Raw genomic sequence first — 24999 nt, 5'->3', positions numbered from 1 at the left:
TAATCATGCTTGAAAGTTACGGTTTTTAACTGCTAAACAATACCCCGTTTCTTTTTTTTGAAAAAACTTGATTTGAAGTAAAAGCCGGTGTTACGGCCCCTGTAAGAGGACAGGCCATACCGCAATAATAAGATACAGTACGTTTATTTACGAAGGGAATAATACTATACTAAATTTCTGAAAAATGTAAGGGTGAGGGCATCATGATCTGGTGACTGATCTCGGCCAGGTCAATATTCAGTTTAACATTGTCCTCCTCTTTAATGATGATCTTTTCTTTGGTTACCCTTCTGAAGCCGGTTTTTTCAAACACCAGTTTATAAGTGCCCGGTTTCAGGCCGTCAAAGGAGTAATTACCGGCTTCGTCCGTTTGCACCGATATTTCTTTTTTATTATCCGTGTTCAGGTAAGCGGTTACCAATACATCTTTCAAAGGACGTTTATTGGTTGCATGCGATACAATGCCGTTTACAAAATCTTTTTTCTTTTTATTCGCAGGATCAGGGCCCTTGTTGCAGTTACCGGCATGTACTGCTGCACAGGCAAAACAACAGGTGAGCAGTAATAGTAATAGTTTTACTTTCATACAACCAGGTTTATTCGTGAATAAAAATACCGTAAAATAAGAGAGGATAAAAAACTAACACAGATATGGTTAGCCAAAAGATGATCTTTTTCTCATACACAGCTCAATACCTTCCTTCCTACAATTCGGGGAACCACTGTAAAATTAAAGCAATTTTAGCGGATTTTCCAAACACTTTATGAACTCCGTCCAGATTTCGTTTACCACTGTGGCAGCAGGCTGTATGGACTGTATTAAACTGCTCACCTGCCCTATTTCCAGTTCACCGGCTTCCATATCACCTTCAAACATACCTTTTTTAGCCCTACCCCGCCCCAACAGTTGCTGCAGCTCTTCGGGTGTAGCGCCCTTTATCTCCGCCTGGGCCACCTGTTGAAAAAAATCGTTTTTAAGCAATCGCACCGGCGTTAGTTTTTTTAAAGACAATTGTGTATCACCTTCTTTGGCTGCGATAACAGCCTCTTTAAACTGCCGGTGAGAGGAGGCTTCAGGCGTAGCCACAAAGCGGCTTCCTACCTGCACACCCTGGGCGCCTAATACCATGGCAGCCAGCATCTGGCGCCCTGTGGCAATACCCCCCGCGGCAATTACCGGTATGGTAACAGCCCCTGCCACAGCCGGTATTAACACCATGGTGGTGGTCTCCTCCCGGCCATTGTGCCCGCCGGCTTCAAAACCCTCGGCTACCACGGCATCGCATCCTGCCTGTTGTGCTTTCAGGGCAAATTTGCTGCTGCTTACCACATGCACCACTGTAATACCCTGCTGTTTTAAATGTGTTGTCCAGGTAGCAGGGTTACCGGCCGAAGTAAATACGATCTTTACCCCTTCCTCTATAATGGTCCGGATATGTTTATCAATATCAGGGTATAACAAAGGCAGGTTCACGCCAAAAGGCTTATCCGTAGCGGCTTTGCATTTTTGTATATGCTCCTTTAATACTTCAGGATACATAGAGCCGGCACCCAGTATGCCCAGTCCGCCGGCATTACTAACCGCACTGGCCAGGCGCCAGCCACTGGCCCATATCATACCGGCCTGTATAATGGGATATTGGATATTAAAGAGTTCAGTTATTTTATTTTTGAATGGCAACATGATCATTGATTGTTTAATGAAACATAAGGAGTTACAATATTATTAAACAATAGCTTAAGGAAGAAGTATAAAACTGTTTATCCCTGCTTTTGAAACACCAGTTTTGACCAGCTAACATTTTTCTTATCGGCCATCATACTGGCTTGCCGCTGCCGGTGCAATAAAATGCCCAGTCCATATTGTCTGGCCAGGGTAACGGTTTTAATAGCATCGGTGGGAAATATATGGGTGCCCAGGCCAGCGGGACCATTGCGTAATGTGACCGCAAAAATGCCGTCCTGCTTTAAGCGTTGCGCTATGCTTAACAGGGCCATATCCTGTTCTGCTTGATTGAGGTGATGCCATACACCGGCGTCCAGTATAAAATCATATTGCCGGCCCTGCCTTCCAATTTATGTAAAAAGGGTAAGCCATCATCGATCCATTCCATATTTACTGAAGCGTAACGTCTTTGCCCTTCTTCTCTGAAACTGTCCAAAGGTTCTACTGCCGTAACAGTATGCCCCATTAGCGTAAACGCATAAGCATCTTTACCAATACCGGCACCCAGGTCCAGTATATGACCGGGTTGTGAAGGTATAAAGGGTAAAAACTCATGGTACAGGGTGTTAAAATCCAGGGCAATGGTGGCTGCAATAAACCGTTCTTCGCGGCCTTTGTACCCTTTAATTCCCGGAATTACCTGATCCTTCATTTGGTTAGCTTTATAACAGGAGGAGTAATGTGTAAAAAGATGCACAATGGTAAACAGTTGAACGGAGCGTCGCAACAGGTGCCCAATCAAGGCACTGCAGCCGGTTACCTAACCCAGGTCAATACTGGTATTATCGCCGATATTCAGCGTTCTTGATTCACCCCTTAATGCGGTATCGCTGCCAATGATGGATTGTTCCAGTACTATATCGTACAGGTTGGAGTAATTGCCTACAATGGAATGTTTGATAATGGAGTAATCCAGTTGGGTATGATCGCCGATGGTTACATTGGGACCAATGATAGAGTTTTTGATCACACAACCTTCACCGATACTCACGGGTTTAATAATGACCGTGTTTTCGAACTGATATTCCATTTTATCGGCGCCAAATTTTTTTAGCAAAGTGGCATTGGATTCCAGCATGGTCTCTTTACGGCCGCAATCGAACCAGGTATCCACTTTAAAGGCATCAAATTTCACCCCGGCCCTTATCATACAATCCAGGGCATCGGTTAAACTGAATTCGCCATGACTCCGCAGGCCCTGCAATATATTGTTCTCAATGCAGGAGAACATTTGTTCGCTTTCCTTGATTTTGTATAAGCCAACCAGCGCCATATTAGACTTTGGTATATGCGGCTTTTCCACCACATGTTCGATCACGCCGTTCTCATCCACTTCGGCCACCCCAAATTCGCGGGGATCATCTACCTTACGTAAACCTATCACCGAGTTGGGGTTATGTATAAATGCCTGTACATCGTATTCGCAGATCGTATCGCCCAGCACCACTACCACTTCATCGTTGTTCACAATGTTTTTTGCCATCTGTATGGCATGACCCACACCCTGGCGGTCGGGCTGGTGTACATAATGCGCCTGTATATCGGGGTATTTTGCCTGAACGTAATCAAATATTTTATCGCCTAAATAACCTACTATAAATACAAATTCGTTAATACCTCCTTCACGTAACTGATCAATAATAATGCTCAGCACCGTTTTGCCTGCCAGGGGCATTAACGCTTTAGGTTGTGTATAACTGTGCGGACGCAGTTTGGTACCAGCTCCTGCTACCGGGATAATTGCCTTCATTAACCTGTGTTGTTTTATTAAAACGGCCCGTGAAAGTAAGTAATTTACAACAAATGTGGGTGTATAGAACAAAATTTATACATATTAACAAAGGCCTGTGGTTTTCCACATAATTTATCCAATTATCTAATCATCTAATTCTCTAATTATATTATTATCTACTACTTTTGCCACATGCAAAAAGACAACCTGGTTTTTGACCTTATACAGAAAGAATTAGAACGCCAACGTAACGGCATTGAGTTAATAGCATCTGAGAATTTTACCTCCCTGCAGGTAATGCAGGCCATGGGTACGGTAGCTACCAATAAATACGCAGAAGGATATCCCGGCAAGCGTTATTATGGCGGTTGCGAGATTGTTGATGAGATAGAAACACTTGCCATTGAGCGCCTGAAAAAAATCTTTAATGCCAGCTGGGCCAACGTACAGCCTCATAGCGGAGCGCAGGCCAATGCAGCGGTATTTTTAGCCTGTGTAAAACCCGGTGAAAAAATATTAGGTCTTGACCTGAGCATGGGTGGCCACCTCACACATGGCAGCCCTGCTAACTTTAGCGGGAAAAACCATGAAGCTTTGTTTTATGGTGTAAAGAAAGATACCGGCCTGGTAGATTATGAGCAACTGGAAGAGATCGCTTTGCGTGAAAAGCCCAAGATGATCATCTGCGGTGCTTCGGCCTATAGTCGCGACTGGGATTATAAACGCATCCGTGCCGTAGCCGACCAGATCGGGGCGATCGTATTTGCCGATATTGCCCACCCCGCCGGCCTTATTGCCAAAGGTTTACTGAACGATCCTTTTGATCATTGTCATATTGTAAGCTCAACTACACATAAAACCTTACGCGGACCAAGAGGCGGTATCATTATGGTACGCCACGATTTTGAAAATCCCTGGGGTATTAAAGACCCTAAAGGTAATACCCGTACCATTACGCAGTTGTTAGACCTGGCCGTATTCCCCGGTACACAGGGTGGTCCGCTGGAGCATGTGATTGCCGCCAAGGCCGTTGCCTTTGGTGAAATACTGAGCGATGATTTTGCTGTATATGGTAAACAGGTAATTGCCAATGCCCAGGCTATGGCCAAAGCTTTTGTAAGCAAGGGCTATAACCTGATCAGCGACGGTACCGATAACCATTTAATGCTGATCGACCTGCGTAATAAGAACATCACCGGCAAAAAGGCCCAGGAAACACTGGATAAAGCCCATATTACCCTGAATAAAAACGCAGTACCTTTTGATGATAAATCACCCTTTGTTACTTCGGGTATCCGTGTAGGTGTGCCTGCCGTTACCACCCGTGGCATGAAGGAAGCCGATGTAACGACTGTGGTGGAGCTGATTGACAGGGTACTGATGAATATTGACAATGAGCAGGAAATAGCTGCCGTTAAAAATGATGTGCATACATTTATGCAAAAATTCCCTCTATATCCTGAATTATAATTTGCAACCGGTTTATTTATAAAAACTTAAACTATAATTATGATACAACGCCAGCAGAGTTTATGGTTACTGTTATCAGTAATATGCGGAATACTGAGTTTCAACTTTCCTTTTTACACCGGTACCCGCTTGAATGAGGCCAATATGATGGAAATGGCCATACTGGATGGTGCCGCTAATTTTTTTTATATTTTGCTTACAGGTGCCAATATAATACTGGCCCTGGTTACTATTTTCCTATATAAGGACCGTAAGTTACAGTTACGCCTGGCCCTGGTTGGCATACTAACTTCCCTGGGCTTGTTTATTATGTACATAGCAGGTATGCAGAAGTTTGAAAAAGGTAATTTAGCGTTAACGTCCTTATTGGTATTGGGCATTATAGCCGGATTTGTGATGGCGGCCCGCGGTATCAGGAAAGATCAGCAGTTGATCAAGAGCATTGACAAATTACGCTAAAAGTAATTTGATATAATAGTAAAAGCCCGTCAATGAAAATTGCCGGGCTTTTTTGTAAGACGAAATATTCAAATACTAAATCAAGGCTTTATCGTTTTGAAGGAGATTATATTTCTACGCCTTCTTCTTTGTCCTTAGTGATATTTAAAGACTTTTCTGTTTTTTTAATTTTCAGTTCGGGATATTTTTTTAACAGTGATTCATGTTTTTTGTATACATCCTGTGATGCTTTTTCACCGTTAATATACAGGGCACCGTCTTTGTGCTCCAGGGTATAATTCTTTTTACTATCTAATAAGCCGTCTTTTTCAAGCCCTTCAACAATGGTTTTATAATCTTTTACTTCTACCCTTGCCTTTTCAATCTCTACTTTTGCCTTTGACAGATCAAACTCCATATTTTTCATGGACTTTTCCAATTCCGGCTTCATTTTCTCTATCTCTTCATAGGCGCTTTTCAGCTCTTTTTCTATTTGCGCTTTATTAATGGTCTTCATTTCTTCTTTGGCCCTTTTCATATCTTCTTTTGCAGTAACCAAAGCTTTTTCCATATCAGCTTTCATTTTATCAAAATCCACTTTAGACAGGCTTTGTTCTATCTCCTGTTGAATTTTATCCAGGTCAATACTTTTCATGGCCAGTTCGGCTTCTTTCATGGCCGATTGTACCTGTTGTTTTATTTTCTCAGCATCTAACTGGCTTAAAGCGGCTGAGACTTTAGCTTTTAACTCCGGTCCTGATAGCTGCCTTTCCGCTTCGTCTAACTGGCGCAGGGTCTCATCAAAATCCGCTACTTTTTGTTTGGGTACGGTATCATGTACCTGGTGTGTGCCCTCGTACTTATACTGGGTTTGTTTATACCCCCAGGAAGCCAGTACACATACTGCCGCCACACTGAGTGCGGCTATGGAAATCTTTTTAACTGTTCTAGTCGGCGTGGTTTGCATAATAATTGATTTATGGTTTAAAAACGAAATACTTCGTACAATATTACGACAATATTCGTATTAAATAAACCCGCTACGGGGATTGTAAAATATTTAACAAACGGGGCGGGGTCCGGTTATTGTAAAAGACGTTTCCATTCATGTTGCAGCATGGCGTACAGCACAATATCAAAATAAACATCATTTACCCGTTCAGATTCTCTTAAAACTCCTTCCCGGATAAACCCCAGCTTTTGCGGAATGGCCTGGCTTTTTATATTATGGGTAGCTGCCTTTATTTCAATGCGATGCAGTTGTAAAACCGAAAAACCGTATTCCACTATTTTACGGCAACAGTTCAGCATCACGCCCTTGCCACCGGCTTCACGGGTGAGCCAATATCCTATGGCCCCGGACTGATTAGCCGGCTGAATATGGTGTATCCCTATCCTGCCCGCAATAACACCGTTAACAACGATCACAAAACTCTGCTCCAGTTTTTCAGCTGTCTTTTGCTGGCATTGTTGTATGTACCGTTCAAAATCTTCCACCGTCTGCATGGCCCCTACCCAGGGTAAAAATGTCGACAGGTGATCCCGGTTGGCATTCACCGCATCCAATAAACCGGCTGCATGCTCCGGTGCTGTTTCTTCCAGCCGCGTATGTTCATCAATTACTATTACCATTATTTATTTTTTATCCGCTGTAGTGCATCCATGTTCTTTGGTTGCTTTTACCTCAACAGTATTGTTGCGGGGCATATACATGTCCACTCAACCTGTCTTGCAGTGGTGTAACATGAACCACACAAACCAGCTATAAAATGATTCTTACCTATTGTAAGTTACAGGATGTTTCCGATAACCGCCATAAACAAAAACTCCTTTTACCGGGGTAAAAGGAGTTGAATGATATAAGCAGGTAACTGTTTAACTTATTTACGGAATGCCCATTTCAGCATTTCTTTCCAGGATGGCTTTTTGCCATACATTAAAATACCTGTGCGGTAAATTTTACCCGCAAACCAGGTAGTAAACGCAAAACCACCAATTAATAACCCTACTGATAAAGCCAGTTGCCAGACAGGCACAGTACCCGGTACGCCAAAAGGTATACGGGCCATCATAACAATAGGCGAGGTAAACGGAATAATGCTACCCCATACAGCCACAGGACTGGACGGATCTTTAATGGCAATGGTCATTAACATGATAGCAAAGATCACGATCATGGTCACCGGAAAACTTAAGGATTGCGCTTCACGCATATCCTCGTTCACCGCACTGCCGATTGCCGCATACAGGGAGGAGTAAAAGAAGAAACCACCCATAAAGTAGAAGGCAAAACTTCCTAATAACAATGGCAGGTTTAAAGAAGTGAACACTTCCTGTACACCGCCAACCATTGAGTTAATAGCCGATCCTTCACCACCACCGGATACTTTGGTAGCATTATAAATGATGAATATAAAAGCGATCCACAAAATAAACTGGGTAAATGCCACCAGGCCGATACCGACAATTTTGCCCAGCATCAGTTGAAAAGGTTTTACCGATGATACCATTACCTCGGCAATACGGTTGGTTTTTTCTTCCATCACCCCCATCATTACCTGCGAACCATAGATGAGTAAAATAAAGTATATCAGGAAACCCGACACCATACCAATAGTAGAAGCTACATTGGAATTGGCTTTTTCGTCGTTTACATTTTGCGGTTTAATAGTAAGCTGGCTGGACAAAGCTTTACGCTTGGTTTCGTCAATACCCAGTTTTTCATACTTGATCTCGTTAAGGATATTGCCCAGCTTCATCTGTACTTCCGCTGCCGAACCTAAAGTACGGCCGGTATGCAGGATAAGTTTGTCCAGTCCGTTCTCTACCGTAGCCCCGGCAGGTAATACCAGGTAGCCGTCATAACCTTTTGCTTCAAAGTTTTTAATCACAGTGGCGGCGCTATCGGTTACCAGGTTCAGGTGACTGGAAACATCCGCCGCATTGGCCCTTTCCACCCGTCCCCTGTCCAGCAGGCCCGATGAGTCGATCACCGCGATCTTTAATACACTTTTACTTTTTTCCCCAATATAACCCATACCGAAAACCAGGCCCAGGTACAACAGGGGGAAAAGTAAGGTGCTGATGATGAAAGTGCGTTTTCTTACCCTGGTAAGAAACTCTCTTTTTATAATTAGTATTGTTTTGTTCATTGTTATGTAGTTGGTAGTGTGGTAAAATGTTGGTTAGTTATTAAACTGTCTGGCAGTGGGTGTACCTTCTACCAACTTAATGAATATCTGGTTCAGCGAAGGTAATATCTCGTTGAAAGATTCGATACTCAGTCCCTTATTAATAAAGTACTGGATGATATCATTATTACTAAAGCCTTCATTACGTTGTAAAATAATACTGTTGTTCTTCTTCTCCTTTACTTCAAATAAATGAATGGCCAGGTGTTCCGCCAGCAGTTCATTGTTAAAGGTTACCTTGAAGAGGTTTTCTTTAAACTCCTGTTTCACCTGGTTTACTGTTCCGTCCAGTATTTTCTCGCCTTTGTTTACCAATACAATATGATCGCATATTTCCTCTACCTGTTCCATACGGTGGGTACTGAAGATAATAGTAGCTCCTTCTTTCGCCATACGATAAATCTCATCCCGGATGAGGTTGGCATTTACCGGGTCAAGGCCGCTGAAAGGTTCATCTAAAATGATCAGCTTGGGATTGTGCAATACGGTTGTAACGAATTGCAGTTTTTGTGACATACCTTTTGACAGGTCTTCCACTTTTTTGTTCCACCAGCTCTGCATATCAAAGCGGTTGAACCATTCTTTTATTTTAGCCGTAGCATCGGCCTTGCTCAGGCCTTTCAGCTGGGCCAGGTATAAAGCCTGCTCGCCAATTTTCATTTTTTTATACAGGCCGCGTTCTTCGGGCATATAACCTATATAGGCAATATCATTGATCGGGTCAAAAGGTTTCCCGTCAAAAATGATTTCGCCCTGGTCAGGATAGAATATACCGGTGATCATCCTGATCAGCGTGGTCTTACCTGCACCATTGGGACCCAATAAGCCAAATATTTGTCCCTTTTCAATGTTGAGACTGATATTGTTAACGGCTTTTTGAGTGGCAAAGTTTTTAGTAAGATTATTGATCTGCAGTATAGGCATGTTGTAGTTTTATGCTTACAAATATAAACTTCCACTATTAATATATTGTATAAAATTGTATAAGTGGTATAGCTTTCAGGTTTTTATCCCACCTTTGTAAACTCAAACCCTTTTATGGCAAGATTTAAGTGGATATTACTGGCAATAACCGTTATTATGTTCAGCAGCTGGGGCTACCTGGTGCACCGTACCGTGAACCAACTGGCTATTTATAAACTACCCGCAGGTTTACAACAGTTTTTTTACAGCAATAAAGAAACCCTTGTGATGGACGCCCCCCGTCCCGATAAACGCCGTTTTACTGACAAAACGGAAGGGAATAAACATTTTATTGACCTGGAGTATTATGGCGATTCTGCCGCCTATTTACCCCGGACCTGGGATGAAGCTATTAAAAAGTATCCTGCGGATACGCTACATAAGTACGGCACATCGCCCTATAATATCATTGAAGTATATGGCAAACTGGTAAAGGCTTTTGCCAATAAAAACAAGGACAGTATTTTGTTTTATGCGGCCGACCTGGGCCATTATATAAGCGATGCGCATGTACCTCTTCATACTTCTTTAAATTATGATGGCCAACTGACCAACCAGCAAGGCGTTCATGATTTATGGGAGACAACGGTTCCTGAAACGGTTTTCACCCAGTATCATTTGTACAGTAAGAAGAAAGCAAAGTATATAGCTTCTATCCCTGATGCAACCTGGGATATTATTTACCATACCCATACTTTACTACCGCAGTTATTTGCACAGGAGTTAGCCGTATCCAAACAGTTTACCGATTCTACCAAATACCAATGGCAGTTCCGCTGGGGTAAGAACCGTCGTTTTTACAGCAGTGCTTTTGCCGCTGAATATAATAAAGCCTTGAAAAATAGTATCAACGAACAATTACTGTTATCGGCCGAAAACATAGCCAATTACTGGTATAGCGCCTGGGTAGATGCCGGCAAACCGGATCTTTCATCTTTAATCACAAATACGGTTGATGCTAAAACCCTTAAGAGTGAATTAAAATTGTATAAAAAGGGGAAACTGGTAGAAGCAAAGAAACTGATAGCTACTGAGGTTAAAACGGATGATTAGGAGTTAGGTATGAATGATGAATTATGAATGAGGAATTATGAATGAGGAGTTATGAATTGTTGGGGTTGATGGTGTTTGAGTTAAGGTAGTGACACAAAGTGGCCGGAGTTTTTTCACTGAGTGACACAGAGTCGAATTTTGATAAAACTTTGTGTGCCTCTGTGAATCAACTCCTTTAACACTGTGGTTATTATCTTCTATTCCTCTTTAACACCTAACCTAACTGCACCAATATCGCTTCCACTACTCTTTCGCCGTCCATGGCTGCACTCACAATGCCGCCTGCATAACCGGCGCCCTCGGCACAGGGGTATAGTTGTTTTATTTGCGGATGTTGTAAGTCGCCGGCATTACGCGGAATACGTACGGGCGAGGAAGTACGGGATTCGGTGGCTACCACAATTGCATCGTTGGTATAATAACCCCGCATTTTTTTGCCAAATTCAATAAAAGCCTGTTGCAGGCTATTAAATACAAAGCCGGGTAATACCTGCTGCAGGGAAGTACTGTGCACACCCGGTAAGTAAGAGCAATCAGGCAGGGAAGAAGAAATAATATTTTTCGAAAAATCAACCATGCGCTGTGCAGGCGCTACCATCTTTCCACCACCTGCCGTAAAAGCAGCCTGCTCCACCTGTTGCTGAAACTGCATTAAAAGCAAAGCATCCTCTTCCTTATAGGACAGTTTTTTTTGTTTATGATGTGTTATGGCATCGGACACATTTACCTGTACAACCATGCCGCTGTTGGCATGTGGATTATTGCGCTTGGAAGGCGACCACCCATTCACCACCAGCTCGCCGGGTGCCGTTGCAGCCGGGGCAATGATACCGCCGGGACACATACAAAAGGAGAAAACACCTCTACCCTCCACCTGTTGCACCAGGCTATAGGATGCCGGCGGCAATAGGCCGTCACGCACCGCACAGTGATACTGGGCCGTATCAATAATACTTTGCGGATGTTCTATACGCACGCCAAGGGCAAAGGGCTTGGCCTCGATGGCAATATTTTTTGTCTGTAACAACTGGAAAACATCCCGTGCCGAGTGACCCGTTGCCAATATAACAGCATCGGCCGTAAGACTATCCCCGTCGGCAGTAACCACACCTTTCATCACCTGGTTGTCAATAATAAAATCGGTTACTTTTTTTTCAAATAAAAAAACACCGCCGCTGCCAATGATCTGTTCCCGCATGGCGGTCATGATCTGGGGTAGCTTATTGGTACCGATATGCGGATGCGCTTCAAAGAGGATATTTTCTTCGGCGCCAAAATGTACAAATATATTCAGGATACGGTCAATATCGCCCCGCTTGCTGCTGCGGGTGTATAATTTACCATCGCTGTAAGTGCCGGCACCGCCTTCTCCAAAGCAATAATTGCTCTCCGGGTTTACAATGCCTTCCTTATTGAGTTTTGCCAGGTCGCGGCGGCGGGAACGCACATCCTTGCCTCTTTCAAGAATAACGGGTTGTACACCTGCTTCCAGTAAACGCAGGGCGGCAAATAATCCTGCAGGGCCTGCGCCCACAATAATGACCTTGTGCCTGGCATTGGCAACTTCTTTATATTGTAAAGGAATCAGTGACCGCTGCTGAAAGGGCTCGTTAATAAATACGTTCAGTGTTAAATTGACCCAGGGCTGTTTGCTGCGGGCATCGATGGATCTTTTCTGGATAATAAAACCGGTAATGTTTTTAGGCGGCACCGATTCCGTACGGGCAATGATACTTTTAATGGCTGTATCGCTGGCAGCTTCTGAGGGGAGTACTTTTAACGTGATCTTCTTTTGCATATTATTGTCGGGTATTTATCCCGAAGCTGCAAAAATAAGACAGATAGGGCAATTTACCTGCCTGCCAATAAAGCCCTTTACCAACCCGGACCTGCATACTGGTATACCAGTATTAAAACAACGGAGGCCCAGAAGAATATTAAGGGCAATATTTTATAAGATGCATGCATATAACCAAAAGCATGAAAGGCGGCCATAGGCAATAAAGCCATGATCCAGCTTTCGAGGCTGTTGCCGGTGTTGACAAAAGGAATTAATAATGCAATGAGTAAGTAGAATAATAAAATACTCCAGCCTTTACGCACCTGTATCAACATACGGCGTAAATGGTCCTGTACATAATACCCGCCTACCAGGAAAGGCACCATGATCAGGAAAACACTGCCCGCCATCCAGGCCGATTGTTTTATTTTAGGCAGGCCGATACTGATCTGCGGTAATAATACCTCCCAGCTGAAGCTGTCGGTTAGCAACAGGTAAATAGCCAGGAAATAGTAAGGCGTGGTAATACCTAGTATACACAGCAGCCATTCGTTTAGTTTAAAAGGCCGTAGAATGGATAAAGCGAGTATTACCCACAAACCAAAGAAGATAATGGGTGAATAAAAGAAAGAGGCAATACCCAGTGCCAGGCCAATATTAAAAATGCTGCCCCGGGCCTGCGGTTTATTGTACGTATTAAAGATGGCAGGCAGGATGTATAATAATATGGTATTGGCGAGTAAAGAGGCCGAGAAATAATTCCAGTCGGGCAATAAAGAAGTAACCACCATATAAGCCAGGCCCGGTAAATAGTTCAACCGGTTCATCATACGATGATGGTTGATGAACCTGGTAAGCAGGTTAGCCTGTAAAAATAACAAAGTAAAAGCCAGCAAAGGATACAAAAGCGGAAAACCCGCAGCAGAAGGATTCAATGCCTCTACTATACGGGTATAAAAGTAACCATCGCTGCTGTGGGTAACAGCCGGATGGGGGTTGATAAAAGCAGGTAATTTTATTAAAATGCCTACTATTAACAACAGTAAAATATTTGCCGGACTCTTTTGTTTAAAAACGCCTATCACGAAGTATTGTGGTTTTGTTGGGTATGTACGGCTCAATGAAGCCGTACATACCGGTGCAAAATACAACGTGTACTAGTTAAAATCAACTTTTGCAAAACAAATATAATTGCGGTACAAACAAGGGATGATCATTTGGTTACGGCCCACCTGTTTACCATACCGCGGCATAAACTCCCGGCCACGGTCTAAATTCTTCAGGGTAGGATTACGTTTCATTTCACCCTCCGGTGATACGGTAAAGTCGCTTAATAACTGTGCTTTTGACTCCAGCGTATTAAACAGGAAGTGTAACTGTCCCCCGGTGATGAATAACTGGTAAGATAAGAGGTTATCGGACTGGTCGTTATACTGCTCTTTGGTAATAACGTTGTTCCATTCGTTATTGCCCTGGCTGTCAAAAGACGAAATAGTAATATTATCGGCCTGGTAACGCACATTATCATTGCCCCAGCGGTTCATACCCCAGTAGGAATTATAGTAGTAAGGAGAGTAGTAATAATAATCAAAAGGGCGCATGAAAGGTGAACCCCAGTAGTTCCAGCGATTCCAGGGTCCGCCGCCACCTCTTGAGCTTGTATAGGCCGCTTCGCTGGCAATAATAAAACCACCGTCACCTTTTAAAATAATATTCTTGATAAAGTTATCATCAAAAGCCGCTTTGGCAGAGGTATTTCCTTTGGCCTCCTTACGTAAGGCTTCGGAAAAAGCCAGTGCCTTTTCACGGACCACCTGGCCGGCTCTCTTATCCCATACATACAGGTAGTACCCTTCTATATTACCTCTCTTGGTTTTATTGTAAAACGATACCATCACCAGGCGTTTATTCACATTATCCGCTTTGGTTTTAATATCATCCAGGTAAATGCCTTCAATATTGATAGATCTTTCTGTTAAAACGTCCTCCATCGCGGTTTTTTGTATCAGGTCGACCTTACTGATACTCTCATTGCTTAAGCGGTTAAAACGGGCAAAGAAGAGGTCGCCGTCATTATCTAGGGTAAACTCGCCCAGGTAATAATCCCGCTCTTCCATGGGAACCGTTAAACGGCTCAGTTTTAAAGTTTGCAGGTTATCATCCAGCAGGCGGGTTGTAAGCCGGAAAAGCTTTTTATCCTTACTGTTTATTTTATACAGCAGTATTTTGCTTTTATCTTCACTGGTAACGGTGGTGTAGATCTTATTATCGGCACTATAACCGATACGGGTAGTATCCAGCAGCATAACATCACCTACCTTATCACCCACCTCGTTTAAACGGGCTGCCTCGCAATACACGATGCCTTTGCGCTGGTATTGATAAATTACATAGAAATAGCTGGAATACGGAACGATATCCACATTGATAACACGGTCGCCGTTGGGCAAAAAGTCAAAATTCTTTTTGGCTACGGGCAGCATTTCATTGTCCAATACCGATACCCAGTGTCGGCTCCTGTTGCTTTTATAAATCAGGAAGTTGTTACCCATTTTACCGATCACTTCAAAGTTTATCCGGTGGCTGTCGTCTTTTTCGGCTTCCGAGTACACAATTTGTTGCGCCTGAACACCAAAACCGGCCAATAGTAGCATGATTATCAGATACAATCGTTTATTCGTCATATTCATCTTAATTTACCTTGTATTAAAGTTACAAATAGTTGGCCACATACAATTTACCTGATGCAATTTGTTGCGGCATTACATTAATAACGAGGTTAAAAATCCAAAAGTTGTTCCTTTAATCATAAAAAAAACCTTAAATCAGGCCGGCAGCGAAAGCGGTTACCGGCTATTAAGTGTAAAGACTGAGCTAACCAGCCGGTTTTCCCGCGCCTGGAAGCAGAACAAAGAAAAACGGCATAAGAGATTAGAATACGATTAGAAAATGGCGGGTTAAAGCTTCGTGAAAAAAAAGTTAACGGCTTGTAATTTTTGTATGCCTGTTTTACTTATAACTTTGTAAGTCGAATTACGGCCCGGGCAGAAGCCGGCCGTTTTTCGTAAATTTTAACAAGTGAAAGGACCTACCAACAAAGTCACCGCTGCGGGACTTCTAATAGCACTCGGAATTATTTTTGGCGATATTGGCACATCACCACTTTATGTTTTTAATGCCATCATCGGTGACAGGGAGATCAATGAGCTGCTGATCGTTGGTACTTTATCCTGTATTATCTGGACACTTACCTTACAAACCACCATTAAGTATGTTATTCTTATTTTAAGAGCCGACAACCGTGGTGAGGGCGGTACATTTGCCTTGTATGCCCTGGTAAGACGCCGGCGAAAGTGGCTGGTAATACCGGCAATGCTGGGTGGCGCGGCGCTATTGGCCGATGGTATGATCACGCCGCCTATTTCCATTACCTCCGCCATTGAAGGCCTTTCCAAACTCCCCTATTTAAAGGAAACACTGACCGCCAATACCATTATGGTGATCGTACTGATCATACTGGCCCTGTTTTTTTTCATGCAACAATTCGGCACCTCCTCGATCGGTAAGTTTTTCGGGCCGATGATGTTCATCTGGTTCACCCTGTTACTGGTACTGGGCCTTGCACACGTTTTTGACGATCTTACCATTTTCAAAGCATTAAGTCCTCATTACGCAATTGAATTTTTAAGTACCTATAAAGAAGGTTTCTGGTTGCTGGGTGCCGTGTTTTTGTGTACCACGGGTGCCGAAGCTTTGTACAGCGACCTGGGACATTGCGGCCGTGGGAATATCCGTATGGCCTGGATATATGTAAAAACCTGTTTACTGGTACATTATTTTGGACAGGGCGCCTATATGTTAGCGCATTACAACGGCACTTTTGTAAACAAGAATGCCCCGCAACTGAACGCCTTTTATAACCTGATGCCGGAGTGGTTTATTTTGCCGGGCGTTATTATTGCCACCCTGGCAGCTATTATTGCCAGCCAGGCCATGATATCGGGCGCCTTTACACTCATCAGTGAAGCCATGCGTTTAAACCTGTGGCCTAAACTGAAGATACGTTACCCATCAGAAGCCAAGGGCCAGTTGTTTATACCGGGTATTAACCTGTTGTTATATGTGGGCTGTACCGGTATTGTACTGTACTTTCAAAAATCATCGGAGATGGAGGCGGCTTATGGCCTGGCCATTATTGTTACCATGCTCACCACCACCATCCTGTTTGCCAATTACCTGGTATTACACCGGGTAAAAAAACGCTGGATATACCTGTTCCTGGTAAGTTATTTTATTGTAGAAACGGCTTATTTCATTGCCCTGCTGGATAAGTTTACCCATGGTGGTTATATTACCGTGTTGTTAGGCGGCCTGATGTTCCTGGTAATGTATGTATGGTACAGGGCCCGTAAAATTAAGAACCGTTACGTGGAGTTTGTACGGCTGGAACATTATATACCCAAGATACAGGAGTTAAGTAATGATAAATCGGTAGCCAAGTACGCCACCCACCTTATTTACCTGACCAGCGCCAATAACCCGAAAGAGATTGAACATAAGATCATCTATTCCATCTTGAATAAAAAGCCTAAAAGGGCGGATATATACTGGTTTGTGCACGTAGATACATTGGACGACCCCTATACCTGTGAGTATAAGGTGGAGCATATTATACCCAATGACATTATACGTATTGATTTCAGGCTGGGCTTTAGAATGGAGCCAAGGATCAACCTCATGTTCCGCAAAGTAGTGGAAGACCTGGTGGCCAATAAAGAAGTAAATATTATCAGCCGTTACGAAAGCCTGGCAAGCAGTAATACTGTTGGCGACTTCCAGTTTATGGTAATGGAAAAATACCTGAGCCAGGATAACGAATTACCGTTCAGTGAAAGAGTTATTATGAAGTTCCACTTCTGGTTAAAAGAACATAGCCTGAGCGAGGAAAGAGGTTTTGGCCTTGACCTTTCGAATGTAACGGTGGAGAAATTCCCGCTTATTGTGGCACCGGTGACCAACCTGCGGCTTACACGTATTGATAGCTAGTTTTTCAATAATATATTGGATAGTATAAAAAAATAGGGGTGCATAGACATGCACCCCGCTTTAAAATCCAATATCCTATGAAAAACCAGGACAAATATACCTGACTTGTATTTGCAGGCCACCCTCTTTTCGCTAAATTGACAATTATCATCGTTAACCTTCTGTTTTTTCAAGATGAACCGTTTGTTCTGCTATTCACGGCAGCGGTATTTTGTTTACATTTAAAACATGGCGAACAAAAAAAGGCAACAATAAATGTTGCCTAAAAAAATACATTATAAAAAACCATTTACATAAGTATTTCCCGTTTGGGTTGAACAGGCTTGGGTATGTCTGTTTCACCAAGCATATTCAACAGGTCAATTTCGATGGTACGGCAGATGGAGAGCATGGGGATATCGTAAGGAAGCCCTTCAAAAGGGTTTTCAGAATAATCACCGATCAGTTCCATGACCACATACACCCAGCCGATGACCATACCAAAGGGAATGGCCAGCCAGATCCAGGCATCGCCCAGTTTAGCAAACTCGCCTACAATGCCAAAGGGCAGCATAAAGATAAATATGCATACGAACAGGAAACTGAAACTACCATACTGACGTGGTAAGGGAAATTTCTTGATCCGTTCCAGCTTGCCCTGGTGTTCAAAACAATCATTGACCACCCGTTGCAGTTCGAGTTGTTTAAACACATCCAGTTTACCCTGGTCATACAACATGTTGAGCGTTTGGGTTTGCTGGTGCAGTATATGGGTTGCGCCGTTGGCAAAATGATCGCCGGTTTCAAACCCCCGCAGGTATTTTTTCATTTCTATGGCCGCCACCTCTTCTTCATACATGCCCACGCCAAAGTTTTTACGACGGTTTACACTAAAACTGCCGAAAAGGTGCCGCAGGCTTACATGCTCCCATTGGGTAGGTTGCAATAATTGCGACCGCAGCGTATAGATCCATGCAATATACCCATACACCAGTTTTTCTGTATCCGCTTTGTTTTCTTTACCCAGGAAGCCGTTAACCATGGAGGCCCACATGCGGCTGCTGTTAACAATGCCACCCCATATTTTACGCCCCTCCCAAAGGCGGCCATAAGCCTGGTTATTTTTAAAGCCCACGTAAAAAGCAACCGCCGTGCCCACTACGGAAAGCGGCAGCCAGGGAATGGCCAGCATTTTCCAATGGGTGAAATGATACAGGGAGGTCATCAGCGTCATCCATGCGGCCAGCCACCAGAAATGATGACCGGCAATGAACATAACACCTCTGAACGAAAGCGTTTTTCTTACTAACATATATAGGCTGCTTTGTTATAGTAAACGGTAATACTGTGAGGAATGATTATAATTTACGGATGCGGATATTTTTATAGTATGCTTTGTTACCATGATCCTGCAGGGCAATCAGCCCTGTTGCAGCTTTGCCATAATCAGGAAAATCCTTCCATTTACCGGTTTCGCGTAATTTATTCCATTCCGGTGTCCAGGCTTCAAAGGCAAGAATTTTTTCGCCGTTTAACCAATGTTCCACCTTGCCCTTGTTGAATATGATTTTACTGTTATTCCACTCCCCTACCGGTTTCAGCTTTTTATTACTGCCGGCCAGGTGCATGGCATAATCGGCGCCGGCTTTTTGCCAGTCCTCCAGTTTACCAGGGAAGTTCACATCATCAATGATCTGGTACTCAGGACCTGTTTCATAAGGTGCTTTATATTTTTTATCTTCCACTACATGATACATTACCCCGCTGTTACTGCCTGAGTCTACTTTCCAGTCCCATTCCAGTTCAAAGTTCTCATACGCTTTATCGGTTACAATATCACCGCCAGAATCATGTTCGGCATGACCCAGGCATACCAGGGCCCCGTCGATGATGGTCCAGTTTTTTATAGCCGCGCTGTCTTTATTATAACCATGCCAGCCATTAAGGGTTTTGCCGTCAAACAGTGTTTCCCATCCGGCATTATCGGTAATACTGTCTTTGGTTGAACCGGCTGTTGCTTCCGGGTTTGTTTTGTTGTCGTTGCCACAGGCCAAAAGGCAACCGGCCGATACCAATGCGAAAAAGAATTGTTTCATAATGCGTTAAAAAGTTGTGAGGGTTTTTAATAATAGTGTAGTTATCCGATTTTTTTCATGTTCACAGGGTCCCAGTTGATAGGCTTTCTTTGCACCAGGCTGTCGTTACATAATAATGCCGGTGCTGCCGCCCGGTAACCGAAGGCTGCATCTTCGGCAATGGCTTTATTGTTACGGTTACGGATGGCGGTAAAGAAGTTCACCATATGATCGTAAGGGCCGCCCTTATAGCCTTCTTCCGCTTTATACACCAGTGTAGAAGGTGGCAGTATTTTTTTACGGCTTTCATTACCCTGACCGTTCTGTGCTTTAAGGAAAGGATCGCCCATAGCCGACATATTGTTTTTTTTGAGTGTTACATCATCCCAGGTTACATCCATAGAGCCCTCGCTGCCTACCAGCTTTAAGTAAGTAGTACCGCTGGTACCATCTACAAAGTTGCAGCGCAGTGAAAGGTTGAATGCGGGATGCACGGCAGTTTTGGGATAATCGAAAGCACCCAGCTGTACATCGGGTACTTCGCGGCCATCGTTCCAGAAGCGTAAGCCACCGGTTGAGTATACACGATCCGGGCCCAGTGAGTCGGTAATAAAATGCAGACTGGAAAACAGGTGTACATACAGATCACCTGCCATGCCGGTACCATAGTCGTTGTAATTACGCCAGCGGAAGAAACGCATCGGATCGAAAGTTCTTTTTGTAGTATTGCGGATATAGGCATCCCAATCCACCGTTTTTAAAGAAGCATCGGCCGGTATGGGATATTGCCATACTGATACCGGGTTACGACGGGCCCAGAAACCTTCGGCATAGTTGAGTTCGCCAATTGCCCCTTCCTTTAATAATTGTTTTGCTTTTTCATTACCCAAAGATGATACACCCTGGCTGCCCACTTCAAACACCATTCCTGTTTTATTTTGTGCAGCAATTACCGCAGGCCCTTCCTCCACGGAATGTACCATTGGTTTTTCGCAGTATACATGTTTGCCTGCATTCATGGCATCAATGGATATCTGCTGGTGCCAGTGATCGGGTGTGGCAATAATAACCGCATCCACCTCTTTACGGTTTAAAATTTCTTTATAGTCCTTTGTCGTAAAGATGCCGGAGCCCCAGCGGGTTTTGGCATCGGTAAGCCGGGTGGTATACAGGTCACAGACCGCTACTACTTTTACACCGGGAACCATCAGTGCCGTATCGAGGTCAGCACCACCCATGCCGCCTGCACCAATAAGCGCTACATTGATCTGGTCATTGGCATCAAATACCTGGTCGCGGGCTATGCCGATGATCTTACGGGTAGGCGTATCGGCTGCATGTAAATAATTGCCGGCCACAATAGCACCCGACGAAAGAATAAGTTTTTTGAGGAAGCCTCTCCGGGCTTTTTCTTTATCCATAGTTTATGCAAACGTTTTAGTTCGTTAGCCAATCAAAATACTAAAAAACACCGAAGAAATTTATAATCGCCGGATAAGATTTATTAACCGGTGTATTTTTTATTGCCAGGCTGTTATATAAAGCTGAAAGGCTGCCCGATTGCAGCGGCACCCCGGTATTAAAGACCGGGGTATAGCGGAAAGCGGGAACTGCTGCTGATAGCAGTACCGGCGATGAAAGCCCCTGAAAATTATATCGCTTTAATTTTCATTAACAATGTATTCGTTTTTTATTAGTACAAGCACCTGCCAACATTAAATATTTTGCGTGGGATGAGGCCAGGACCAGCTCCTGTGCTATATAATGACTGTGTAATCCACTCAAATATGATATTAAAAAAAATCGGACTGATCTGCACGATAGTGCCCTTATTCATTGCCTGCAACAAACGTAATTATGGCGGCGCCACACCGGAGCCGGGAATACCTGGTACCCCGGCAACAACTGATACCTCCCACTACCCGCCTTATACCTGGCAGGAACATTGGTTTGATCATAACCTGCTGGTAAAGCGGGTGCATTTCAATAATAATATTGCCGTTTATTTTGACGATGATGTAAACCGCAGCAAGGCCGGCTGGTTGTTTGATTTTACGGATACCGTATGGGCCTATACCAAAAAAGTATATGGCGCTTTTGGTAAAAACGATACCACCAACCGTTTGTTTGCCGTATACCACACCGGTAAGTATGGTGGCGGCCACCCGGACACTTACCTGAACGGCGCACATGATTACAGGAATATGATTGATATAGGATCGGGCTGGGATGCATGGGAGCATATTACACCCTGGGAAACAGATGTGATCATTCATGAAATTGCGCATATAGTTGAAGGTGGCAGCAAGGCTATTAAAGAGTCACCGGCATTTGGCATATGGGGCGATAGCAAGTGGGCCGAAATATTTGTATATGATGTACATGATGGCATTGGTAATAATGCGGCAAAGGAAAGAGTGTATAACACCTGTATGCCTATTACGGATGATTACCCGAGAGCCAATACATCGTGGTTCAGGAACTGGTTTTTCCCTATTTATGAAAAGCATGGCAGGTCGGTTGTACTGAACCGGTATTTTGAATTATTATCCAAACATTTTCCCACCAGAATAAACAGCGGTATTACCAGTTATGCGAGGTCGTTAAACTTTGGAGAGTTCATCCATTTCTGGAGCGGTGCCGCCGGTGTTGACCTGTCGTACCGGGCCCTGATGAGTTTTGGCACAAAGGATAAGGAAGGCAGGGACTGGCAGGCCCAGCTGGCCATTGCCAAAGCGGCCTTTCCCGGTATTACTTATAGCACTGATAATACTTATGGTACTGACCTTACCGCAAATGCCGGTATTGTGGTAAGCAGGGAGAATACGCAGGGTGCGCAGTCAACGGAAGGTTCTTTAAAATTAATTGACAGGGATAATAATACCAAGTTTTACACCGGTACCTATACCACTGATTTTACCGTACAACAAATATTACCAACAGCAGTTATAGCCAACAGTTACCTGCTTACATCGGGCAATGATGCATCCGCCCGTGACCCAAAAGACTGGATACTGGAAGGATCGGGTGATGGCAATAGCTGGCATACACTGGATACCAAAACCAACCAGCGGTTTGCTTACAGGAACGAGATCAGGGTGATTGATTTTGCCAATACCACAGCATATAAGTATTATCGCTTACGTATTACTGCCAATGCAGGCAGCAGTGATATGCAACTGAGTGAATGGCGTTTGTTTAAAAAATAATACAATAAAAGTTTATTGGAGAAAAGGTGAATATAGCTATTCACCTTTTTTCATGTGCTGTTATAATAATATAAGTAACTGTTTGCCATGTATATAAAACCCTGCTACTTTTTTATTCACTACTTAACTGCCTGCAAAAACATTTTTTGGCATTATTATTAGTTATATAGGATACATGCAACAATAAATATGATTGCTTCCATAGAATATACTATTATATGGAAAGCAGGTATGGTATGCATAAACCATAGGTATCATTTAAAACTTCACTATATGAAAAAGTCAATATTTATTTTAGGCTGCACGATTGTGCTTTTATCAGCCTGTAACAACGAAGCATCAAACCCGGTAGAAAAAGCAGATTCCCTGAACGAGGTCAAGCAGGACCAGATGCCGGTGGAATCAGCATCAGTAGAGAACACCAGTAAGTTTTTAGTTAAGGCAGCCGACCATGGCATGGCCGAAGTAGAGTTAGCTAAATTAGGCGAAGAAAGGGCTACGCAACAATCGGTAAAAGATTTTGCGGCCATGATGGTGAAAGACCATACAGCAGCAAACGCCGAAGTAAGTGCGCTGGCGGCCAAGCTGAATGTTACCCTGCCCGCTACTTATGCGGAAGAACATAAAAAAACTGCGGCCGACCTGAGGGATAAAAAAGCCAAAGACTTTGATAAGGATTTTATGGATGCGATGATATCGAACCATAAAAAAACAATCGATGAGTTTAAAGATGCCAGCGATGATGATATGAATGCGGAGGTAAAAACATTTATCACCACTACCCTGCCTACTTTGCAGTCGCACCTGGATGCTGCTGAAAAGATCAGGAAAGCGATGAAATAAGCGATCACGTTTCGATCAGGTAATAACAAAAGCCGGCATAATGCCGGCTTTTTGTATATAGTTTTCCATTTAAATTACTCAATTGCATTGATCTCACCCAGGCCGGTATAACTGGCATCGGAGCTGCGTACAATATCAAAACGGAAATACCTGGCGCTTACCGGTGTTAAGAAACTCAGGTGTTTGATATCGGGGTTATTGGCATTAGAACTGGCAAGGGTAACGCTACCATTATAGGTACCTATATATTGCCAGGTGTTGCCATCGTTACTGGAAGAAACATTTACCTGTAACCAGTTCTCGTTCCGGTAGGCATAACTGGGAACAAGCCTGAAACCTTTTACCGTTTTGGCAGCTCCCATATCCAGGCGCAACCAGGCCGGTATACCACCTTCTGATGACCAGGCCGTTCCATTATTCCCATCGAGTACCAACGCAACAGGATTGGCGGAATAACTGCCACTGGCAGTAACCGACCAGCCAGTACGGCTGGCTACAGTCCCACCTGTAATGGCAGCATTAGCCGGATCGATATTACTGATGCGAAGAATAATATACGCGATTGATTTAGGCCCCAGTACAAATGGTGCCGGCGCTACGGTTTTAAGCGGTAAAATATAAGCCGTACCGGTTTGTAACGCAGCGAAGTTTTTTATGTTCACTTCAAAACTATCAATAGAGAATTTAGAACCTGCCGGTATCTGTGCCTTTGTTTTTATCAGCTCATAAGAACCTTCGGGGAAGGCTTTGTACTGTGTATTATTTCTCAGGTTATACGCATCTACCAGGGATAGATCGGCACTGAGATCGGCTGTAACAGCGCTGCTGTAAGATGCGATATTTAAGGCCGCGCCAAATTTTACCGGGTTTCTTAAGCTCACCGAATTATCTGGGTACCTGGTCATTAACACATTCAGGGTATCAAATCCTGAACGGGCCGGTATATCAATGCTTGGTTTGATCTTTAACATATTAAACACTGGTCCGCCCTCAGACGCATAGATATTTCCTTTACGGTAAGGCTGTACTTTAATGGTATCGCCGCTTATGCGCATTACACGGAAGAAGAAATCGGTAATGCCCTTATCACCAGTTGCATAGATACGTGAAATAAAGGAGCTGGTAGAGAAAGTGAGCAGCGGCATACCCGTTGCCGATGAAAGTGTATAATACGACATGGCCGGGCCGGCATAATTGGAAAGGCTGCTGGACATGGTTACCTGGCTTTTCAGCGTATCAAATTTCATGGTAAAATTAGCCGAGCTGGTTACCACGGTAGAGGTAGCCGCACTTTCCGGATATAACAGGAAGCCATATTCTGCACCCTGTAACATTTTTTTGATATCCGATTCAAGAGCTTCCTGTCTTTCCTTTACCGTGCCGCCATCAAGGGGCAGGTCTTTTTTCTGACAACCCCACAAAGCGGCAATGATGGTGAATGACAGTACCGCAGTTGTTATTTTATTTTTCATTAGAAATAAATTAATAGTTTAT

At 43.6% G+C, this 24999-nt stretch carries 22 protein-coding genes; 6 read left to right on the top strand and 16 right to left on the bottom strand.

The annotated features are described in order from the left end of the window. Window positions 1-169: 169 nt before the first annotated feature. From ACFS6H_RS13475 to ACFS6H_RS13455, 5 genes are all read right to left on the bottom strand, one after another. Window positions 170-586 (bottom strand): carboxypeptidase-like regulatory domain-containing protein, encoded by a 417-nt coding sequence (locus ACFS6H_RS13475; protein WP_386099645.1) that lies wholly within the window; start codon window positions 584-586, stop codon window positions 170-172. Between the two features lie 144 nt (window positions 587-730). Next, entirely contained in the window at window positions 731-1684 is a 954-nt protein-coding gene (locus tag ACFS6H_RS13470) for an NAD(P)H-dependent flavin oxidoreductase (RefSeq protein WP_386099642.1), read from the bottom strand. Between the two features lie 77 nt (window positions 1685-1761). Then, window positions 1762-1998, bottom strand: coding sequence for a hypothetical protein (locus tag ACFS6H_RS13465; RefSeq protein WP_386099639.1), 237 nt, complete (start codon window positions 1996-1998; stop codon window positions 1762-1764). After that, window positions 1986-2378, bottom strand: coding sequence for a class I SAM-dependent methyltransferase (locus ACFS6H_RS13460; RefSeq protein ID WP_386099636.1), 393 nt, complete (start codon window positions 2376-2378; stop codon window positions 1986-1988). Before ACFS6H_RS13460 ends, ACFS6H_RS13465 begins: the two co-directional genes overlap by 13 nt. Window positions 2379-2486: 108 nt before the next feature. After that, a complete protein-coding gene (locus tag ACFS6H_RS13455) occupies window positions 2487-3476 on the bottom strand; it encodes a sugar phosphate nucleotidyltransferase (protein WP_386099633.1) in 990 nt (329 codons plus the stop codon). Between the two features lie 174 nt (window positions 3477-3650). On the opposite strand from ACFS6H_RS13455, the gene ACFS6H_RS13450 reads away from it, so the two are divergent. Then, on the top strand, window positions 3651-4928 hold the full coding sequence (locus ACFS6H_RS13450; protein WP_386099630.1) for a serine hydroxymethyltransferase: 1278 nt from the start codon (window positions 3651-3653) through the stop codon (window positions 4926-4928). A gap of 39 nt (window positions 4929-4967) precedes the next feature. After that, window positions 4968-5387 (top strand): DUF4293 domain-containing protein, encoded by a 420-nt coding sequence (locus ACFS6H_RS13445; RefSeq protein WP_386099627.1) that lies wholly within the window; start codon window positions 4968-4970, stop codon window positions 5385-5387. A gap of 106 nt (window positions 5388-5493) precedes the next feature. Here ACFS6H_RS13445 and ACFS6H_RS13440 read toward each other — a convergent pair whose 3' ends face one another. The 4 genes from ACFS6H_RS13440 to ACFS6H_RS13425 all read right to left on the bottom strand — a co-directional run bounded on the left by ACFS6H_RS13440 (window position 5494) and on the right by ACFS6H_RS13425 (window position 9481). Beyond that, entirely contained in the window at window positions 5494-6333 is an 840-nt protein-coding gene (locus ACFS6H_RS13440; protein ID WP_386099624.1) for a hypothetical protein, read from the bottom strand. 116 nt (window positions 6334-6449) lie between these two features. Continuing rightward, window positions 6450-6998 carry a GNAT family N-acetyltransferase gene (locus ACFS6H_RS13435; protein WP_386099621.1) on the bottom strand — a complete coding sequence of 183 codons (549 nt, stop codon included), beginning with the start codon at window positions 6996-6998 and terminating at the stop codon, window positions 6450-6452. A 248-nt stretch (window positions 6999-7246) separates the two neighbouring features. After that, the gene (locus tag ACFS6H_RS13430; protein WP_386099618.1) at window positions 7247-8518 is read right to left on the bottom strand and encodes an ABC transporter permease; all 1272 of its coding nucleotides are present in this window, start codon (window positions 8516-8518) and stop codon (window positions 7247-7249) included. A 33-nt stretch (window positions 8519-8551) separates the two neighbouring features. Beyond that, window positions 8552-9481 carry an ABC transporter ATP-binding protein gene (locus tag ACFS6H_RS13425; RefSeq protein WP_386099615.1) on the bottom strand — a complete coding sequence of 310 codons (930 nt, stop codon included), beginning with the start codon at window positions 9479-9481 and terminating at the stop codon, window positions 8552-8554. A gap of 114 nt (window positions 9482-9595) precedes the next feature. On the opposite strand from ACFS6H_RS13425, the gene ACFS6H_RS13420 reads away from it, so the two are divergent. After that, complete coding sequence (locus ACFS6H_RS13420; RefSeq protein WP_386099613.1) at window positions 9596-10573, top strand: zinc dependent phospholipase C family protein; 978 nt, start codon at window positions 9596-9598, stop codon at window positions 10571-10573. A gap of 214 nt (window positions 10574-10787) precedes the next feature. Here ACFS6H_RS13420 and ACFS6H_RS13415 read toward each other — a convergent pair whose 3' ends face one another. The 3 genes from ACFS6H_RS13415 to ACFS6H_RS13405 form a co-directional block, all read right to left on the bottom strand. Next, a complete protein-coding gene (locus tag ACFS6H_RS13415) occupies window positions 10788-12371 on the bottom strand; it encodes an NAD(P)/FAD-dependent oxidoreductase (RefSeq protein WP_386099610.1) in 1584 nt (527 codons plus the stop codon). Window positions 12372-12448: 77 nt separating this feature from the next. Beyond that, on the bottom strand, window positions 12449-13438 hold the full coding sequence (locus tag ACFS6H_RS13410; RefSeq protein WP_386099607.1) for a DUF6427 family protein: 990 nt from the start codon (window positions 13436-13438) through the stop codon (window positions 12449-12451). A 72-nt stretch (window positions 13439-13510) separates the two neighbouring features. After that, complete coding sequence (locus ACFS6H_RS13405) at window positions 13511-15007, bottom strand: hypothetical protein (RefSeq protein WP_386099604.1); 1497 nt, start codon at window positions 15005-15007, stop codon at window positions 13511-13513. Between the two features lie 424 nt (window positions 15008-15431). On the opposite strand from ACFS6H_RS13405, the gene ACFS6H_RS13400 reads away from it, so the two are divergent. Next, the gene (locus tag ACFS6H_RS13400; protein WP_386099601.1) at window positions 15432-17399 is read left to right on the top strand and encodes a KUP/HAK/KT family potassium transporter; all 1968 of its coding nucleotides are present in this window, start codon (window positions 15432-15434) and stop codon (window positions 17397-17399) included. 289 nt (window positions 17400-17688) lie between these two features. On the opposite strand, the gene ACFS6H_RS13395 is transcribed toward ACFS6H_RS13400, so the two are convergent. Genes ACFS6H_RS13395 through ACFS6H_RS13385 form a run of 3 tightly spaced genes read right to left on the bottom strand, consistent with a single transcriptional unit; the run spans window position 17689 to window position 20874 of the window. After that, a complete protein-coding gene (locus ACFS6H_RS13395) occupies window positions 17689-18690 on the bottom strand; it encodes a bestrophin family protein (RefSeq protein ID WP_386099598.1) in 1002 nt (333 codons plus the stop codon). 46 nt (window positions 18691-18736) lie between these two features. Further along, window positions 18737-19474 carry a 3-keto-disaccharide hydrolase gene (locus ACFS6H_RS13390; protein WP_386099595.1) on the bottom strand — a complete coding sequence of 246 codons (738 nt, stop codon included), beginning with the start codon at window positions 19472-19474 and terminating at the stop codon, window positions 18737-18739. A gap of 41 nt (window positions 19475-19515) precedes the next feature. Further along, on the bottom strand, window positions 19516-20874 hold the full coding sequence (locus ACFS6H_RS13385; protein ID WP_386099592.1) for a Gfo/Idh/MocA family protein: 1359 nt from the start codon (window positions 20872-20874) through the stop codon (window positions 19516-19518). Window positions 20875-21240: 366 nt separating this feature from the next. Here ACFS6H_RS13385 and ACFS6H_RS13380 point away from each other — a divergent pair, with 366 nt between their 5' ends. Then, the gene (locus tag ACFS6H_RS13380) at window positions 21241-22662 is read left to right on the top strand and encodes a hypothetical protein (protein ID WP_386099589.1); all 1422 of its coding nucleotides are present in this window, start codon (window positions 21241-21243) and stop codon (window positions 22660-22662) included. A gap of 273 nt (window positions 22663-22935) precedes the next feature. Continuing rightward, window positions 22936-23505, top strand: coding sequence for a DUF4142 domain-containing protein (locus ACFS6H_RS13375; RefSeq protein WP_386099586.1), 570 nt, complete (start codon window positions 22936-22938; stop codon window positions 23503-23505). 74 nt (window positions 23506-23579) lie between these two features. Here the strand turns inward: ACFS6H_RS13375 and ACFS6H_RS13370 are convergent, their stop codons facing one another. Then, window positions 23580-24977, bottom strand: coding sequence for a discoidin domain-containing protein (locus ACFS6H_RS13370; RefSeq protein WP_386099582.1), 1398 nt, complete (start codon window positions 24975-24977; stop codon window positions 23580-23582). Between the last annotated feature and the right edge of the window lie 22 nt (window positions 24978-24999).

It is taken from the genome of Terrimonas rubra (assembly GCF_042686025.1).
GTDB classification, from domain to species: domain Bacteria; phylum Bacteroidota; class Bacteroidia; order Chitinophagales; family Chitinophagaceae; genus Terrimonas; species Terrimonas rubra.
Note: the sequence above shows the minus strand (reverse complement) of the source record. Positions and strands in the feature narration are given on the sequence as shown.

What these genes read in the sequence shown, in the direction of transcription:
- ACFS6H_RS13475 (WP_386099645.1), bottom strand. Translation starts at nt 586, where the DNA reads ATGAAAGTAAAACTATTACTATTACTGCTCACCTGTTGTTTTGCCTGT.
- ACFS6H_RS13470 (WP_386099642.1), bottom strand. Translation starts at nt 1,684, where the DNA reads ATGTTGCCATTCAAAAATAAAATAACTGAACTCTTTAATATCCAATAT.
- ACFS6H_RS13465 (WP_386099639.1), bottom strand. Translation starts at nt 1,998, where the DNA reads ATGGCCCTGTTAAGCATAGCGCAACGCTTAAAGCAGGACGGCATTTTT.
- ACFS6H_RS13460 (WP_386099636.1), bottom strand. Translation starts at nt 2,378, where the DNA reads ATGAAGGATCAGGTAATTCCGGGAATTAAAGGGTACAAAGGCCGCGAA.
- ACFS6H_RS13455 (WP_386099633.1), bottom strand. Translation starts at nt 3,476, where the DNA reads ATGAAGGCAATTATCCCGGTAGCAGGAGCTGGTACCAAACTGCGTCCG.
- ACFS6H_RS13450 (WP_386099630.1), top strand. Translation starts at nt 3,651, where the DNA reads ATGCAAAAAGACAACCTGGTTTTTGACCTTATACAGAAAGAATTAGAA.
- ACFS6H_RS13445 (WP_386099627.1), top strand. Translation starts at nt 4,968, where the DNA reads ATGATACAACGCCAGCAGAGTTTATGGTTACTGTTATCAGTAATATGC.
- ACFS6H_RS13440 (WP_386099624.1), bottom strand. Translation starts at nt 6,333, where the DNA reads ATGCAAACCACGCCGACTAGAACAGTTAAAAAGATTTCCATAGCCGCA.
- ACFS6H_RS13435 (WP_386099621.1), bottom strand. Translation starts at nt 6,998, where the DNA reads ATGGTAATAGTAATTGATGAACATACGCGGCTGGAAGAAACAGCACCG.
- ACFS6H_RS13430 (WP_386099618.1), bottom strand. Translation starts at nt 8,518, where the DNA reads ATGAACAAAACAATACTAATTATAAAAAGAGAGTTTCTTACCAGGGTA.
- ACFS6H_RS13425 (WP_386099615.1), bottom strand. Translation starts at nt 9,481, where the DNA reads ATGCCTATACTGCAGATCAATAATCTTACTAAAAACTTTGCCACTCAA.
- ACFS6H_RS13420 (WP_386099613.1), top strand. Translation starts at nt 9,596, where the DNA reads ATGGCAAGATTTAAGTGGATATTACTGGCAATAACCGTTATTATGTTC.
- ACFS6H_RS13415 (WP_386099610.1), bottom strand. Translation starts at nt 12,371, where the DNA reads ATGCAAAAGAAGATCACGTTAAAAGTACTCCCCTCAGAAGCTGCCAGC.
- ACFS6H_RS13405 (WP_386099604.1), bottom strand. Translation starts at nt 15,007, where the DNA reads ATGCTACTATTGGCCGGTTTTGGTGTTCAGGCGCAACAAATTGTGTAC.
- ACFS6H_RS13395 (WP_386099598.1), bottom strand. Translation starts at nt 18,690, where the DNA reads ATGTTAGTAAGAAAAACGCTTTCGTTCAGAGGTGTTATGTTCATTGCC.
- ACFS6H_RS13390 (WP_386099595.1), bottom strand. Translation starts at nt 19,474, where the DNA reads ATGAAACAATTCTTTTTCGCATTGGTATCGGCCGGTTGCCTTTTGGCC.
- ACFS6H_RS13385 (WP_386099592.1), bottom strand. Translation starts at nt 20,874, where the DNA reads ATGGATAAAGAAAAAGCCCGGAGAGGCTTCCTCAAAAAACTTATTCTT.
- ACFS6H_RS13380 (WP_386099589.1), top strand. Translation starts at nt 21,241, where the DNA reads ATGATATTAAAAAAAATCGGACTGATCTGCACGATAGTGCCCTTATTC.
- ACFS6H_RS13375 (WP_386099586.1), top strand. Translation starts at nt 22,936, where the DNA reads ATGAAAAAGTCAATATTTATTTTAGGCTGCACGATTGTGCTTTTATCA.
- ACFS6H_RS13370 (WP_386099582.1), bottom strand. Translation starts at nt 24,977, where the DNA reads ATGAAAAATAAAATAACAACTGCGGTACTGTCATTCACCATCATTGCC.